This is a genomic window from Amycolatopsis sp. lyj-84 (genome assembly GCF_046549075.1).
Lineage (GTDB): Bacteria > Actinomycetota > Actinomycetes > Mycobacteriales > Pseudonocardiaceae > Amycolatopsis.
The window spans coordinates 84,523-99,088 of the sequence record NZ_JAJPWO010000022.1 but is presented as its reverse complement, the minus strand read 5'-3'; the positions used below and the strand labels follow the sequence as shown (position 1 = coordinate 99,088).

Sequence of the window (14,566 nt, the reverse complement as noted above, 5' to 3'; positions counted from 1 at the left end):
CACCACCCACGAACCGCCCGGTAACTCAGCCCTTCACGCAGACGACCTGCTTCAGGTGCGCGACCACCTCGACGAGGTCGGTCTGCGCCTTGATCACCGTTTCGATGTCCTTGTACGCGGCCGGGATCTCGTCCACCACACCGGAGTCCTTGCGGCATTCCACCCCGGCGGTCTGCGCGGCGAGGTCTTCGGCGGTGAACAGCTTCTTGGCCTTGTTCCGCGACATCCGGCGGCCCGCGCCGTGCGACGCGGACTGGAAGGACGACGTGTTCCCGAGACCGCGCACGATGTACGAACCGGTGCCCATGCTGCCCGGGATGATCCCGAGGTCACCCGAACCCGCGCGGATCGCGCCCTTGCGGGTCACCAGCAGTTCGACACCGTCGTAGGTCTCTTCGGCGACGTAATTGTGGTGGCAGCTGATCGCGTCGTCGAACGTCGTCTGCGGGACGACGTCCTTCAACGCCTGCTTGACGAGCGCGACCATGGTGGCGCGGTTGCGCGCCGCGTAGTCCTGCGCCCAGAACAGGTCGCGCCGGTACGCCTGCATTTCCGGCGTACCCGCGACGAACACCGCGAGGTCCGGATCCGGCAGGTCCGCGTTGTGCGGCAGCTTCCGCGCGACGGCCATGTGCCGTTCGGCGAGTTCCTTGCCGATGTTGCGCGAACCCGAGTGCAGCATCAGCCAGACACGGCCTTCGTCGTCGCCGCCCTGTTCGAGGCAGACCTCGATGAAGTGGTTGCCGCCACCGAGACTCCCGATCTGGCGGGCGGCACGGTCGTGCAGCTCCCGGACGCCGGCGTGCAGGTCGCCGAAGGACTTCCAGAACGCGTCCCAGCCACCGACACCGTGCACCTTCGCCGGGTTCACCGGGGTCTTGTGCAGGCCGAAACCGACCGGGACGGCCGACTCGATCCGGCGGCGGAGCTTCAGCAGGTCGTCGGGCAGATCGGCGGCGGTGAGCGAGGTCCGCACCGCGCTCATCCCGCAGCCGATGTCCACGCCGACGGCGGCCGGGGACACGGCGTCGCGCATCGCGATCACGCTGCCGACGGTCGCGCCCTTGCCGTAGTGGACGTCGGGCATGACCGCGACGCCGTGCACCCACGGCAGGTTGGCGACGTTGTGCAGCTGTCGCATGGCTTGGTCCTCGACCGACGTGGGGTCGGCCCACATCCGGATCGGAACCCGCGAGCCTTCGACCGCCGTGTACATGACTTTCCCTTCGTGGAAAACGTTTTGTCGCCCTTGAGCATGCACGGGCCGGACGAACCGGACAAGGCAATTACCGCCATCCACAGTGGACAGTCCACAAGCGACCACCACGGGTGAGGTGATGTTCATCGCGAAGTCTTCGATCGTATTCGAAAAGAGATCGGTCATGACAGGTGCTTCGGGCACAATGAGCGCTCGGTGTCGGGGGTACACCAACTCTGGGGAAGGTCCGTTTCACAGTGAAGTCTTTACGTGGGCTGCTCGCTGCCGTCCTGCTGGCGGGATTCCCGCTGCTCGTGCTGGCGTTCGTGGGCGGGATCGTGACGCTCGAGGTGCTGGCGCTGCGCCACAACGTTTTCGCGGCGGTGAAGCTCGGCATCGTCACCGTCCCGGTCGGCTGGATCCTGCTCAAGACCCTGCTCACGGTCGAGCGGGCGACCGGCGACGACCTGCCCGGCGTCGAGGTGACGCCGGAGGACCAGCCCGCGCTCTGGGCGCTGGTCCGGGAGCTGGCGGACGAGGCGGGCACCCGGCCGCCGGACGAGATCTATCTCGACGCGGACGTGAACGCCGCGGTCACCGAGCGGACCTCGTGGCTCGGGCTGCGGGTGCTGCGCCGTCGGATGATCATCGGTGTCCCGCTGATCATGGGTCTGCGCCAGGACCAGTTCCGGGCGGTGCTCGCGCATGAGCTGGGCCACTACGGCAACAAGGACACGCGGTTCTCCGCGCTGACCTATCGCGGGCGCAAATCCATCGCGAGAGTCGTCAGCGGCCTCGGCCGCGAAGGCTACTTCGAGCGCTTCGTCGGCTGGCTCTTCAAGCAGTACGCGAAGCTGTACTTCGTCGTCTCGATGAGTGTCTGCCGAGCCCAGGAACTCGCGGCCGACGCCGTCTCCGCGCGGCTCGCCGGGACCGACGCGGCGACCTCGGCCCTGCGTGAGATCGAAGCGCTGGCCGTCACCTGGCGGTTCTTCATGAACAACTACGCCGCCATCGGCTGGGACGCGGGCTACCTCCCGGACCGGTTCGGCGAGGGCTACCGCGCACTGCTCACCGACCCGAGGAGGGCGGAGCAGATGGAGGAGATGCGGCGGAACCCGCCGGAGGACAAGACCTCGCGGTGGGACACGCACCCGGCGACCCGGGACCGCGTCGCGACGCTCGAGGCCGGGGCCCGGATCCCGGTCCGCTCCGGCGGCGGGCACCCGGCGGCCGACCTGCTGACCGGCGCCGAGAAGATGCTCGACAGGGCGCTGTTCACCGTCTTCTCCGACGAGGCGCTCGCGATGCGGCGGACCGACTGGCCGTCCTTGGTCGCCATCGGCCGTCGTCACGTCGCGGCCGAAGCGGCCGCCGAGATTCTGGGCGAACGCACCCTCGACATGGCGCTGGACCTGCTCGACGCGGGCAGGCACGAGGAACTCGCCGACCCCGCCGACACCGCTGCGAAACCGCCCGCCGGCGCCGGGCCCCGTGCCCGCCGGGAGTTCGCCGCCGTCTCCGTCCGCAGGCGGGTGGGGATCGTGGTCCACGCGGCCCTCACCGACGTCGGCGTGGCGCGATGGTCGCTGTCGTGGTCCGGACCGGCGCCGTTCACCGTGGACGAGCCGCTGGACGAGCGGCTGCCGTCCGCGCTCGACAAGGCCACCGCCGCCGAAGCCGACACCGCGCCGCTGCGCGCGCTGCTGACGGCCGCCGGGGTGTCCGCCGGCTACCGGCCGTCTCCCACTCTTGTTCGTTCTTAAGGAGTTTCGATGCTTTGGCTGCTCAAGTCCCGTGAACGCAAGGCCGTCTTCGCGATGATGAAGGAGGCGAAACGACGCGGCGTCGAGATCGACGAACTCAAGAACGTGCTGACGCCGGAAGAGTTCGCCGCGCTCTTGCCGCAGGAGAAGCCCAAGTTCAAGGGCAGGATCCCGGACGTCACGCGCTGGGGGCTCCCGGCCGACGGCGAGGTGTCGACCAAGGAGTACTGGACCGACGAAGAAGTGCTCGCGGTCCAGGAGCCGACCGCGCGGGGTGAATGGGAAGGCGCCGCCGCACTGCTGGCGTCGACCTGGGGGAACTGGGATCGCCGCAACCTGGTGAACGGCGCGCTCGGCGAAGCCGCCGCGCAGGACGACGAATGGCTGCGGGCGTGGCGCAAGGCCCGCCCCGGTGACCCGGGCGCCGCGCTCGTCAACGCGGAATCGCTGGTGCACGTGGCGTGGGAGGTGCGCAGCGGCCTGCAGGCGAAACACGTCACCGAGGAGCAGTTCGCCGCGTTCTTCCGGGTGCTGGAGCAGGCCGAGGAGGCCGTGCGCGAGGCGTCCGCGCTCGCCCCCGAGGACCCGACGCCGTGGGTGACCGCGCTCGCGATCGCGATGGGACGGCAGTACGAAAACGACCAGTACCTGGAGATCTGGGCGGAACTCGCCGGACGCGACCCGCAGCACCGCGGGGCGCACACGCGGGCACTGCAGTACTGGTGCGCGAAGTGGTTCGGCTCGAACGAGCGGATGTGGGAGTTCGCCGAGACCGCCGCGGCGAAGTCGCCGAAGCTGGCCCCGCTGCTGCTGATCGCCGCGCACGAATCCGAGTTCCAGGACACTCCCGCGTGGCGTGACCCGCGGGTCGCCGGCGCGCTCGACGGGATCGTGGCCTGGCTGAACGGCGAGGGGCGCGATCACCCGGCGACGCGAGGAGACCGGGCGTACGCGGCGAAGGCGCTCGTGGAGAACGGGCGCTTCGACGAAGCCGTCGAGCAGTTCCGGTTCTTGGGGACCCGGGCCGACAGCGGGGTGTGGGCCTACAGCGGGGACGCGCGGGGCGAGTTCCTGGCGACGCGGTACGCGGCCTGCGCCGGGGCCACGAAGCCCTGACCACTCCCGCGCGTTTAGTCCTCTAGTTGCGGTCGGTTTCCGGTCGCGCGTGCAATGAAAGGCCCGTTACTTGCAAAATTTGCAAGTAACGGGCCTTTCACAGCGTCCGGTGCGTCAGGAGTTCGCGATCAGTTCCGCGATCTGTACCGCGTTGAGCGCCGCGCCCTTCCGCAGGTTGTCGTTCGACAGGAACAACGCCAGACCGCGACCGCCGTCGACGCCCGGGTCCGTCCGCAGCCGCCCGACGTAGGACGGGTCCTGGCCCGCGGCCTGCAGCGGGGTCGGGATCTCGGACAGCTCCACGCCGGGAGCGCCGGTCAGCAGTTCGGTCGCGCGGGCGACCGAAAGCGCCTGCGAGAACTCCGCGTTGATCGAGATCGAGTGCCCCGAGAACACCGGCACCCGCACGCAGGTGCAGGAAACGCGCAGCTCCGGGATGCTCAGGATCTTGCGGCTCTCGTTGCGGAACTTCTTCTCTTCGTCCGTCTCGAACAAGCCGTCGTCCACAATGGACCCGGCGAGCGGGAGGACGTTGTGCGCGATGGTCCGCGCGTACTTCTTCGGCTCGGGGAAGGTCACCGCCGCGCCGTCGTGGGTCAGCGCGCCCGCGTTCGGCGCCGCCGCGGCGAGCTGGCCTTCCAGCTCCTCGACACCGGCGAGCCCGCTGCCGGACACGGCCTGGTAGGTGCTGGCGACCAGCCGCACCAGTCCGGCCTCGGCGTGCAGCGGCTTGAGCACCGGCATCGCGGCCATCGTGGTGCAGTTGGGGTTCGCGATGATCCCCTTGCGCGCTTCCTTGATCGCCTCCGGGTTGACCTCGCTGACGACCAGCGGGACCTCGGGGTCCATCCGCCAGGCCGACGAGTTGTCGATCACCGTTGCGCCCGCCGCGGCGAACCGCTCCGCCTGCGCCTTGGAAGTCGAGCCACCGGCGGAGAACAGCGCGATGTCCAAACCGGACGGATCGGCGGTCGTCGCGTCCTCGATGACGATTTCCCGATCCTGCCAAGAAAGCTTGGAACCGGCGGACCGCGCCGAAGCGAAGTACCGCATCTCGGCGACCGGGAAACCCCGTTCGGCCAGCAGACGGCGCATGACCGCGCCGACCTGGCCGGTCGCCCCGACGACCCCTACCCGCAAACCGTTCGACATCAGCGACCACTCCCCGCGTAGACGACGGCTTCTTCGTCGCCGCCGAGTTCGAATGCCTCGTGGATCGCTCGCACCGCGTCGTCGAGCTGCGAGTCCCGGATCAGCACCGAGATCCGGATCTCCGAGGTGTTGATGATTTCGATGTTCACGCCCGACTGCGCGAGCGCCTCGCAGAACGTCGCCGTGACACCGGGGTGCGAACGCATCCCCGCGCCGACGAGCGACACCTTGCCGACGTGGTCGTCGTAGAGGACCGACTCGAAACCGATCTCGTCCTTGATCTTCTCCAGCGACTGCACGGCCTTGGCACCGTTGGCCTTCGACAGCGTGAAGGTGATGTCGGTGCGGCCGGACGACGTGCTGGACACGTTCTGCAGCACCATGTCGATGTCGATCTCGTTGTCGGCGATCACCCGGAAGATCCTGGCCGCGGCGCCGGCGGTGTCGGGCACGCCGGTCACCGTGATCTTGGCTTCGGAGCGGTCGTGCGCCACACCGGTGATCAACGCTTGTTCCACGGGGATCTCCTCGATAGAACCGGTCACCGTGGTGCCCGGCTTGTCACTGTAGGAAGAACGGACTCGGATCGGGACGCCGTAGCGGCGCGCGTACTCCACCGAGCGCAGGTGCAGGATCTTCGAGCCGCTCGCGGCCAGCTCCAGCATCTCCTCGTAGGCGATGGTGTCGAGCTTGCGGGCGTCGGGCACGACACGGGGATCGGCGGTGTACACACCGTCCACATCGGAATAGATCTCGCAGACGTCGGCGTTCAGCGCCGCGGCCAGCGCGACGGCGGTGGTGTCCGAACCGCCGCGGCCGAGGGTGGTGATGTCCTTGGTGTCCTGCGACACGCCCTGGAACCCCGCCACCAGCGCGATGTAGCCCTGGTCGAGGGCTTCCGTCACGCGGCTGGGGCTGACATCGATGATCCGCGCGTTGCCGTGCACCGACGTCGTCACCACCCCTGCCTGCGAACCGGTGAACGACCACGCCTCCGCGCCCTGCGCGGAGATCGCCATGGCGACGAGCGAGTTCGAGATGCGCTCACCCGCGGTGAGCAGCATGTCCATCTCACGCTCCGGCGGGGCCGGGTTGACCTGCTGAGCCAGGTCGAGCAGCTCGTCCGTCGTGTCGCCCATGGCGGAGCAGACGACGACGACGTCGTTGCCCGCCTTCTTGGTGGCGACGATGCGTTCCGCGACGCGTTTGATCCGGTCGGCACTTTCCAGCGACGAACCGCCGTACTTCTGGACCACGAGGGCCACGCCCGAACCTCCTCGACGGGCCGGGCGGCTCCATGGTGGGCACCGAAGGAGCCCCCGCGTCCCTTATTTGAGCGAAAGCCTACCGGGGACACGCACGCCCGCCACCGTCGTAAGTGGGCCTGACCACTACTTCGAGGACTTCTCGAAGTAAATCTTCCTTAACACCAACGAAATAGTCGGAGGGCTTTCACTTTAGTGACGGAGAGCACCCCCTTGTTAAGGTCCGGCGGTGCACAAGCCCGCCGAAACAAGTACCCCGATCGCGTCGATCATGGCCGCCAGGTGGAGTCCTCGCGCCTACGACGAGGCCGCCGTCGTCACCGAAGACCAGCTTCGCGCACTGCTCGAGGCGGCCCGCTGGGCACCGTCCTTCGGCAACACCCAGCCCGCCCGCTACCTGGTCGGCCTGCGGGGCACGCCGTCGTTCGACCGGATCCTCTCGACGCTCAACTCGGGCAACCGCGACTGGGCCCATCGCGCCGGTCTGTTGCTGATCGGCGTGATGGTGACCACGAACGACAAGGGCGACGTCCCGTACGCCGAGTACGGACTGGGTCTCGCGAGCGAGAACCTCGTGCTCCAGGCCGTCGAACTCGGCCTGATCGCGCACCAGATGGCGGGCTTCTCCGCCGAAGCGGCGAAGGACTTCTTCGGGCTCCCCGACGACGTCGTCCCGAAGGTCGCCATCGCCGTCGGCTCCCCCGCCGACCCGTCGGTACTCGAGGAGGACTGGCGGATCGAGCGCGAGAAGGCGCCACGTGAGCGGGTCTCGCTGGCGGAATTCGCCTACACCGACACCTGGGGTGCGAGCGCTTTCTCCGAGTGAGGGAGCCATCGCAGAGCGAGACCTCCCAGCCCGACGTGCAGCAGGCTCAGCACCGCGACGGCGGTGTGCAGGCCCGAGACGAAGGCCTCCTTCGCGTCAGTGGCGGCGGCGGGCGCGATACCGGGCAGCTGGAGGGTTCCGTCGAGGGTGGGCGCGAGATCCGGTCCGGCCAGGCGGAACACCAGCGCGGCGAGTGACCCCATGAGCGCGATCCCCAGCGCGTTGCCGATCTCGTTGCCGGTTTCGGCGATGGCGCCCGCCGCTCCGGCCCGTTCGGCGGGCACCGCGGCGACGGCCGTGTCGGCCACGACGCTGAACGAGATGCCGTAGCCGACACCGGCGACCACCGTCGAAGCGACGTACCAGCCCACCCCGCCCGTGACGCCGGTCATGAGCAGAAGCGCCAGCCCGGCGGCGATGGAGAAGTGGCAACCGACCAGCGCCGCGCGCTTGCCGATCCGCTCGACCAGAGCCGGGGTGACCACGCACATGATCGTGAGGACGGCCGCCCCGGGCAGCGCCAGGAGGGCCGCGTGCAGGACGGGCAGCCCCAGCACGGACTGCAGGTGGATCCCGGACAGGTACGCGGCCGCCGACCAGGCCGCCAGCGGCAGGAAGCCGGTGACGATCGCGATCGTGAAGACACGGTCGCGGAACAGGGAGAAGTCGATGAGCGGATGGTCGAGACCTCGCTGACGCCGGGCGAACCACACCAGCAGCAGGGCGCCTGCGATTCCCGCGGAGACCGCGACGGCGGACAGGCCGTCGGCCGCCACGTGCTTGATCCCGTAGATCGCGAGCAGGAGACCGGCGGCGGAGAGCACCACGCTCAGCGTGTCGACGCGCCCCTTCCCGGTGGCCCGCACCTCGCGGAGCAGCACCGGCCCGAGCAGCAGGAACACCGCGATCACCGGCAGGTTGACCAGGAAGACCGAACCCCACCAGAACCGCTCCAGCAGGACCCCGCCGACGACCGGGCCGATCGCGAAACCGGCGGCGAACGCGGCCGCGAAGACACCGATGGCCTGCGCGCGTCGCCGCGGATCGGGGAACAGTTCGCTCAACACCGCCAGCGCCGAAGGCAGCAGAGTCGCGCCTGCCAGCCCCATCAGCGCGCGGAACGCGATCAGCAGCTCCGGGCCCGGGGCGAACGCCGCGGCGGTCGAGGCCGCACCGAAGACGGCGGCACCGATCATCAGCAGTTTCAGCCGCCCGTACCGGTCGCCGAGGTTGCCGAACGCGATCAGCAGCGAGCCGACCGCGAAGCCGTAGACGTCCAGGATCCACAACGCCTGGTCGGCCGTCGGGGCGAGCGCCTGGCTGATCCTGGGCATCGCGAGGAACAGGATCGACCCGTCCATGGAAACCAGGAACACCGGGCAGAGGATCACCAGCAGGCCGAACCAGGCCCGGGTGTGCGGTCGTGTCATGCCCTCGACGCTGCACCGGCTTCGGGCGGGCAGCCATCCCCGTGCCGTGGGTACACCCAGCGGGTACACCCACGCGGCCGCGCGAAAACCTAGGCTCGGGGTCATGGAAAGCCTCGGCGTTTACCTCAAGAGCCGTCGTGACCGGGTGACTCCCGCCGAGATCGGCCTGCGCACCTACGGCACCTCCCGCCGCGTGCCCGGACTGCGCCGCGAGGAACTCGCCCAGCTCGCCGGAGTGAGCGCCGGGTACTACACACGGCTCGAACAGGGTCTGGCCGAGACCGCTTCACGGCAGGTGCTCGACGCGCTCGCCCGAGCACTCCGGCTCGACGACGTCGAGACCGGTCACCTGCACAACCTCGCCCGGCAGGCCGCGCTGCCGAAGTTGACCGACCCCGGTCCGGAGGACCCGCACCCCCGGGTCCTCGCGCTGCTGGAGAACCTCGGCGAGGCCGTGCCCGCGCTCGTTTTCGGCCGTCGCGGCGACGTCCTCGCGTGGAACCACGCCGGGCACACGCTCATGGCCGAGCACCTCGACTTCGACGCGCCGGGCGATCCGGACCGGCGGCCGTCCCTCCCGCGCCTGTTCTTCCTCGACCCGCTCACCCGCGACCTGCACCGCAACCGCGCCGAACTCGCGCCCATTCACGTCGCCTACCTGCGGCTCACCGCCGGCCGCTACCCCACGGACGCCCGTCTCGCCGGGCTCATCGGCGAACTTTCGATGCGCAGCGACGAGTTCGCGACGCTCTGGGCGACCGGTGACGTCGCCGACTGCACCGTCGGCGCCATGCACCTCCAGCACCCCACGGTCGGTGCGGTGAGCGTCGACTACCAGGTGTGGCTCCAGCCCGACAGCCCCGACCACCGGCTCGAGATCTACACGCCGAAGGACCCGGGCTCCGCCGACGCGCTGAAGATCCTGACCCAATTCGATCGCTAATCTGGGGTCATGGGGGCTTTACGCAGTCTCGTCCGCAACGAATCACGCACGATGAAAGGCCTCTGGCTGTATCTGAGAGGCCGCAAAGACGGAGTCACCGAGGACACCGTGGCGGTGCCGTACGGCTCCGACGGCAAACCGATCTTCATCGTTCTCGCCGTGGTGAGCGCCTTCGAAGCGGGTCTTTTCTGGCTACTCGACTTCGGCCTGGTCGTCGACCTGCTGCTGCTCGTTCTGGGCGTGTACTCGGCACTACTCGTCTTCGGCGTCTACGCGGGCACCGTGGTCCGGCCTCACGTGATTTCTTCGTCTGAAGTGCGAGTGCGCTACAGCTCGTTCTACGACCTGAGAATTCCGAGGGAGAACATCGTCGGCCTGCGGCATTCGAAGGAAAGCCACGATCCCGCCAAGGCCAAGGCGTTCCGCGACGGAACCTGGCTCAGCCATGACAATTCCTACGAGACGAATCTGGTCGCGGAGCTACGCGAGCCGATCACGGTGACCAGGCCGTTGGGGAAGACCGAGACCGTCCGTGTCGTGAAGTTCACCGCGGACGACCCGAAGGCCGCCGTCGAGGCATACGAACGTCTCGCGGTCAGCTGAGCCGGTACGTCCTGGCCACGATGGCACGGGCGAGCTCGGTGACGGTCTCGTTCCGGGCGAAGGCGTGGGCGCGGATGAGAGCCAGGGCGTCGGCCGCCGAGCAGTCGTGGTTGGCCATCACCACCCCGGTGGCCTGGTGTGTCACGACGCAGACGTCGACGTCGCCGAACAGGGGATGCACCGGCAAGCCGTCGTCACCGTCGAGCCGGATACCCGGGTCCAACGCGGTGCCGGTCAGCGCTCCGGCGAGGACCTCCAGCGACCGGGCCACCTCGGCGTCCGGTGCGGGCTCGGACCGGTACGCGGTGAGGCTGCCCATCGGCACCCCGTCCAGGCCCAGCGGCGCCGAAACCACCGCCCGGACCCCGATTTCCCGCACCGCGGGCCCGAACTGCGGCCACCGGCTCACGAGTTCCGGTTCGCCGCAGACCCCCGGTTTCAGGGGCGTTCCCCGGGAAGGTCCTTCGCCGAGGCTGTATTCGAGGTCGTGCGCCCTGGCGGCGATGGGATCGGACACCACGACCGACGCCTCGGTCCCGTCCGTGGTGAACAAGGCCACCGCCAGACTCCGGATGCCGGACGTCTCGGCGGCCGCCGTCATGAACGCCGGGGGCAGGACGGCCGGCTCCTGCGGCCGGTCCGCCCAGCGCCCGACGGCGTCGAGGTAGCCGGTGTGCAGATCCGCCGCTGCCCGGTGCTTGTGTTCGGTGGCGCGGTGCAGTTCCGCCATCCGCACGTGGAAGGGCCGCATCGACGCGGAAGCCGTCTCCGTCAGGCATTCGTGCCGCCGGGCCACGGCCGCCGCGCGATCCGCCCGCCCGCGCTCGGTTTCGATCAGCCTGCGCAGGGCCGGGGGGTCGTATCGACCACCGGTGCCGTCCCACATGGGCTGAGCGTACGCCCGCGCCGGGCGTGCCGAAGTGACCCGAACGGCTGAGCCATTACGGGTTCCCCCTCGTCATGCGGAGGACTAGCGTTGATTTCCCAGCGCCCTCGACACTGCAAGTCCGCAGGAAGGCCGGATTCTGATGCAGGATCGCGAAAGATGGGTCGCCGACACGTTGGTGGAGCTGGCCGACACTTTGGCACCCGCGCTCGACCCGAAGAGTTATTGGCTCTGTGTGGCGAACCGCTACGCACAACTGATCGCCTCGTCAGCTGTCCGGCTGGCCGCGGCCGGCGACCGCGCCGACCGGCCGATCGTGGTGTGCACCGACGAACGGCTCGAACATCCGCCACTCGGCGACGTCCTCGCCGAGGAGGGCCCCGGCATCGACTGTCATGACGGCGACGAGCCGGTCGTCAACGTACTCCTCGACGGGGCGGAAGCACGCTGGAACCGGCTGGCCCCGGCCGCCCTCGAACTCGGCTTCCGATCGGTACACGCGTTCCCGTTCAGCCGACGCGAAAACGTCCTCGGCGAGGTCACGATCCTGACCACGGAAGCCTCGTCACTGCCGGCGGCCGACCTGCGGATCGCGATCGCCTTCGCCGACGCGGCGGCGATCGGCATGCTCAACCACCGCGCGATCGCCGGCCTGACCAGGACCTCCGAGCAACTGCAGGGAGCGCTGGACAGCCGGGTGATCATCGAGCAGGCGAAGGGCCTGGTCTCCGCCCGGCTGGAAATCGACCCGACCGACGCGTTCCTCGTGTTGCGCCACTACGCGCGCGGCCACAACCGCCGGATCAGCGAACTGTGCGAACAACTGGTCAGCCGCCGCATGACGGTGTCGGATCTCGTGGGTTCGGTCCCCAAACGCGCGCTACGACCGGGTGCCAAGCGCTGACTCAGTCGGCCGGTCGCTTTTCCGTCATCAAGACGACTCCGCCGCCCGGCCCGCTCAACGGCGAGCAGCTGACCGAGGCGACCAGAGGCCTGCCTTTCCGGTCCACCGCGTCGATCTCGACCTGGGCGGCCCGCTGCCCGGTCTCGTTGCAGAGTTCGACGACGTCGCGGAACCCGGTGGTCGGCAGGCCGAAGTCGAGGGCGAAGAACTCCTCCAGGTAGACCTCGCCGGCCCGCAGGCCCCACAGTTCCTCGGCGCCGCGATTCCAGCTGCGCACCCGGAGATCGCCGTCCAGTACGACCACCCCGGCCTCGACGCTCGACAGCACGCCTTCGAAGAACATGCGCGTCTCGTCGAGTTCCGCGGTGCGGATGCGCATCTCCTCGTTCATCGTCTCGAGTTCTTCGTTGCCCGACTGGAGTTCCTCGTTGGTGGTCTCGAGTTCCTCGTTCGTGGACTGGAGTTCCTCGTTCGTCGTCTCGAGTTCCTCGATGCTCGACTGGAGCTCTTCGTTGACCGTTTCGAGTTCGGCGTTGGTCGATTGGAGCTCCGCGTAAGCCGTGGCCAGGTCCTCCTGCACGCGCTTCACCTCGTGCTGCAGCCTGGTGGCCTCGGTGGTGTCGACGAACGTGATCGCGACACCGATGTCCTCACCTTCGATGGTGAGGAGAGGCCGGACGATGATGTCGAAGTACTGCGTCTCTTCGCCGTTCTTCTGCCGTCTCACGGAATCGACCCGGACACTGCGGCGATCACTGTGCGCCTGGTCGATGACGGAGCGGAGCTCGATCGGCCGGTACGAGATCTCCAGATCGTGGAACGGCCTGCCCACATCGTGGGAGGAAAGTCCGAACTGCAACCTCGCCGAGCCGTTGATCAAGGCGACCGTGCCGTCGCGTTCGACGCCCAGTACCGAATCCGGCGAGGACGCCAAGGCGAGTTCGCTCACGTGACGCCTTCGATTCGCGTCCCGCACTCCCGCTCCGGCCCGGACGTCGAAGCGCGGGGCCCGCACGGTGGTACCCCCCGTCCGCAGTTTGAACACCCTGTTCCGCATGTCCGCGACGTCGAACCGGACACCGTCGGAAAGCAGCATTTCGGCCTTTCCGAGCAACAGGTGGCCACCTTCGTTGAGCGCGAAATGGAAGCGTTCGATGATCTTCGCCTGGGCTTCGACGTTGAAATACATCAAGGTGTTACGGCAGGCGAGCAGGTCGACGCGGGAAATGGGGGCGTCGCGCGTGATGTCGTGCCTGCCGAAGATCACCCGGCGGCGGAGGTCGCGCCGGAAAGCGAACAGATTTCCACTCGGCTCGAAATACTTCACCCGCAAATCTTCGGGCAGCCGCTCCAGCACCCTCGAGGAATACAGGCCCGTCCTCGCTTCACGCAGGGCTTCTTCGTCGACGTCGGTCCCGTAGATCTTGACCCGCTGCGTGCTCTCCTCGATGCCGAGGTGCTCGGCGAAGATCATCGCGAGGGAGTAGGCCTCCTCGCCACTCGAACACCCCGCGCTCCAGATCCGGATCTCGTCGGTGACGGCCACCTTCGCGACCAGTTCGGGCACGACGGTCTTCTGCAGGAAGGTCCACGCTTCGGGATCCCGGAAGAAGCTGGTGACGTTGATCAGAATGGTGTTGAAGAGTTCCGGGAACTCTTCGGCGTTGAGCTCCAGGAAATCCCGGTACTCGGAGTACCCGGCGATCTTCACGGTCTGCATCCGCTTTTGGATCCGGCGGGCCAGCGAAGTCCGTTTGTAGCCGGTGAAATCGAAACCGCGGGAATCCCTGATGAAGGTCAGCAGGACCTCGAGTTCCTCACCGTGGTCGATTTCGCCTTCCGGCGTGCTCATAACGTCCTCGTTCCCTCGACCAGACCGACGAGCGCACCGGCGATTTGGTCCAGCGGGAGCACCAGATCGACCGATACGGACTTCGTCACGGCCTGGGGCATGCCCTTGAATTCGGCGGTCTCCGGATCTTCGGAGACAACGGTACCGCCCCGTGACTTCACCATTCCGGCCCCCGCCGCGCCATCGGAACCCGTCCCGGTCAGCACACAGACGAGCGCGGACGGACCGTAAACGGCGGCGACGGATTCGAAGAGCAGATCAGCCGACGGCCGGACGAACTTCACCCTGTCCACCGTGGACAGACTGAGCCTGCCACCGGGATTCACCAGCAGATGACGGTCCGGCGGCGCGAGGTGGACGACGCCCGGCCTGATGACGTCGTCCGACTCGGCCAGCTTGATCCTCAACCCGGACCGGCGGTCGAGGATGTCGGCGAGGATGGTGTCGTGGCGCGGATCGAGGTGCTGAACGATGACCAAGGGCACGGGGAAACCGGCGGGCAGAGCGCCGAGCACCTCGAGCAGTGCCTTGACTCCGCCCGCCGAAGATCCGATGGCGACGATCTCGTAGTCCGCCACCCGGAGACGGCTGGGGCCGAGCATCTTCCGATCGTAGTGCTCCGAGG

The 14,566-nt window shown here is 68.3% G+C and carries 13 protein-coding genes; 6 read left to right on the top strand and 7 right to left on the bottom strand.

Annotation, left to right across the window (positions count from 1 at the left end; translation table 11 throughout):
• Positions 1-25: 25 nt before the first annotated feature.
• The gene (locus ACLJRM_RS41545; protein ID WP_410666167.1) at positions 26-1,216 is read right to left on the bottom strand and encodes an RtcB family protein; all 1,191 of its coding nucleotides are present in this window, start codon (positions 1,214-1,216) and stop codon (positions 26-28) included.
• A 239-nt stretch (positions 1,217-1,455) separates the two neighbouring features.
• Here ACLJRM_RS41545 and ACLJRM_RS41540 point away from each other — a divergent pair, with 239 nt between their 5' ends.
• Positions 1,456-2,964, top strand: coding sequence for a M48 family metallopeptidase (locus tag ACLJRM_RS41540; protein ID WP_410666166.1), 1,509 nt, complete (start codon positions 1,456-1,458; stop codon positions 2,962-2,964).
• Between the two features lie 9 nt (positions 2,965-2,973).
• On the top strand, positions 2,974-4,080 hold the full coding sequence (locus ACLJRM_RS41535) for a DUF4034 domain-containing protein (protein ID WP_410666165.1): 1,107 nt from the start codon (positions 2,974-2,976) through the stop codon (positions 4,078-4,080).
• A 114-nt stretch (positions 4,081-4,194) separates the two neighbouring features.
• On the opposite strand, the gene ACLJRM_RS41530 is transcribed toward ACLJRM_RS41535, so the two are convergent.
• Together ACLJRM_RS41530 and ACLJRM_RS41525 are read right to left on the bottom strand one after the other, a co-directional pair.
• Positions 4,195-5,232, bottom strand: coding sequence for an aspartate-semialdehyde dehydrogenase (locus ACLJRM_RS41530; protein ID WP_101611167.1), 1,038 nt, complete (start codon positions 5,230-5,232; stop codon positions 4,195-4,197).
• Positions 5,232-6,497 (bottom strand): aspartate kinase, encoded by a 1,266-nt coding sequence (locus tag ACLJRM_RS41525; RefSeq protein ID WP_101611168.1) that lies wholly within the window; start codon positions 6,495-6,497, stop codon positions 5,232-5,234. The genes ACLJRM_RS41530 and ACLJRM_RS41525 overlap by 1 nt, the downstream gene beginning before the upstream one ends.
• 229 nt (positions 6,498-6,726) lie before the next feature.
• Here ACLJRM_RS41525 and ACLJRM_RS41520 point away from each other — a divergent pair, with 229 nt between their 5' ends.
• Positions 6,727-7,323: a nitroreductase family protein gene (locus ACLJRM_RS41520; protein ID WP_410604927.1), complete on the top strand. Its 597-nt coding sequence runs from the start codon at positions 6,727-6,729 to the stop codon at positions 7,321-7,323.
• Here the strand turns inward: ACLJRM_RS41520 and ACLJRM_RS41515 are convergent.
• Positions 7,284-8,753, bottom strand: a complete 1,470-nt coding sequence (locus ACLJRM_RS41515) for an MFS transporter (RefSeq protein ID WP_410666164.1) — start codon at positions 8,751-8,753, stop codon at positions 7,284-7,286. The two genes, ACLJRM_RS41520 and ACLJRM_RS41515, sit on opposite strands and share 40 nt — an antisense overlap.
• Positions 8,754-8,856: 103 nt before the next feature.
• On the opposite strand from ACLJRM_RS41515, the gene ACLJRM_RS41510 reads away from it, so the two are divergent.
• Together ACLJRM_RS41510 and ACLJRM_RS41505 are read left to right on the top strand one after the other, a co-directional pair.
• Positions 8,857-9,696, top strand: coding sequence for a helix-turn-helix transcriptional regulator (locus tag ACLJRM_RS41510; RefSeq protein WP_410604925.1), 840 nt, complete (start codon positions 8,857-8,859; stop codon positions 9,694-9,696).
• Between the two features lie 9 nt (positions 9,697-9,705).
• Positions 9,706-10,299, top strand: coding sequence for a hypothetical protein (locus ACLJRM_RS41505; RefSeq protein WP_410666163.1), 594 nt, complete (start codon positions 9,706-9,708; stop codon positions 10,297-10,299).
• Here the strand turns inward: ACLJRM_RS41505 and ACLJRM_RS41500 are convergent.
• The gene (locus tag ACLJRM_RS41500; RefSeq protein ID WP_101611172.1) at positions 10,292-11,185 is read right to left on the bottom strand and encodes an ANTAR domain-containing protein; all 894 of its coding nucleotides are present in this window, start codon (positions 11,183-11,185) and stop codon (positions 10,292-10,294) included. The genes ACLJRM_RS41505 and ACLJRM_RS41500 overlap by 8 nt on opposite strands.
• Positions 11,186-11,327: 142 nt before the next feature.
• Here ACLJRM_RS41500 and ACLJRM_RS41495 point away from each other — a divergent pair, with 142 nt between their 5' ends.
• The gene (locus ACLJRM_RS41495) at positions 11,328-12,089 is read left to right on the top strand and encodes an ANTAR domain-containing protein (protein WP_410666162.1); all 762 of its coding nucleotides are present in this window, start codon (positions 11,328-11,330) and stop codon (positions 12,087-12,089) included.
• 1 nt (position 12,090) lies between these two features.
• Here the strand turns inward: ACLJRM_RS41495 and ACLJRM_RS41490 are convergent, their stop codons facing one another.
• Both ACLJRM_RS41490 and ACLJRM_RS41485 read right to left on the bottom strand, forming a co-directional pair.
• Positions 12,091-13,941, bottom strand: a complete 1,851-nt coding sequence (locus ACLJRM_RS41490; RefSeq protein ID WP_410666161.1) for a CheR family methyltransferase — start codon at positions 13,939-13,941, stop codon at positions 12,091-12,093.
• Positions 13,938-14,543 (bottom strand): chemotaxis protein CheB, encoded by a 606-nt coding sequence (locus ACLJRM_RS41485; RefSeq protein WP_410666160.1) that lies wholly within the window; start codon positions 14,541-14,543, stop codon positions 13,938-13,940. Before ACLJRM_RS41485 ends, ACLJRM_RS41490 begins: the two co-directional genes overlap by 4 nt.
• Positions 14,544-14,566 lie beyond the last annotated feature (23 nt).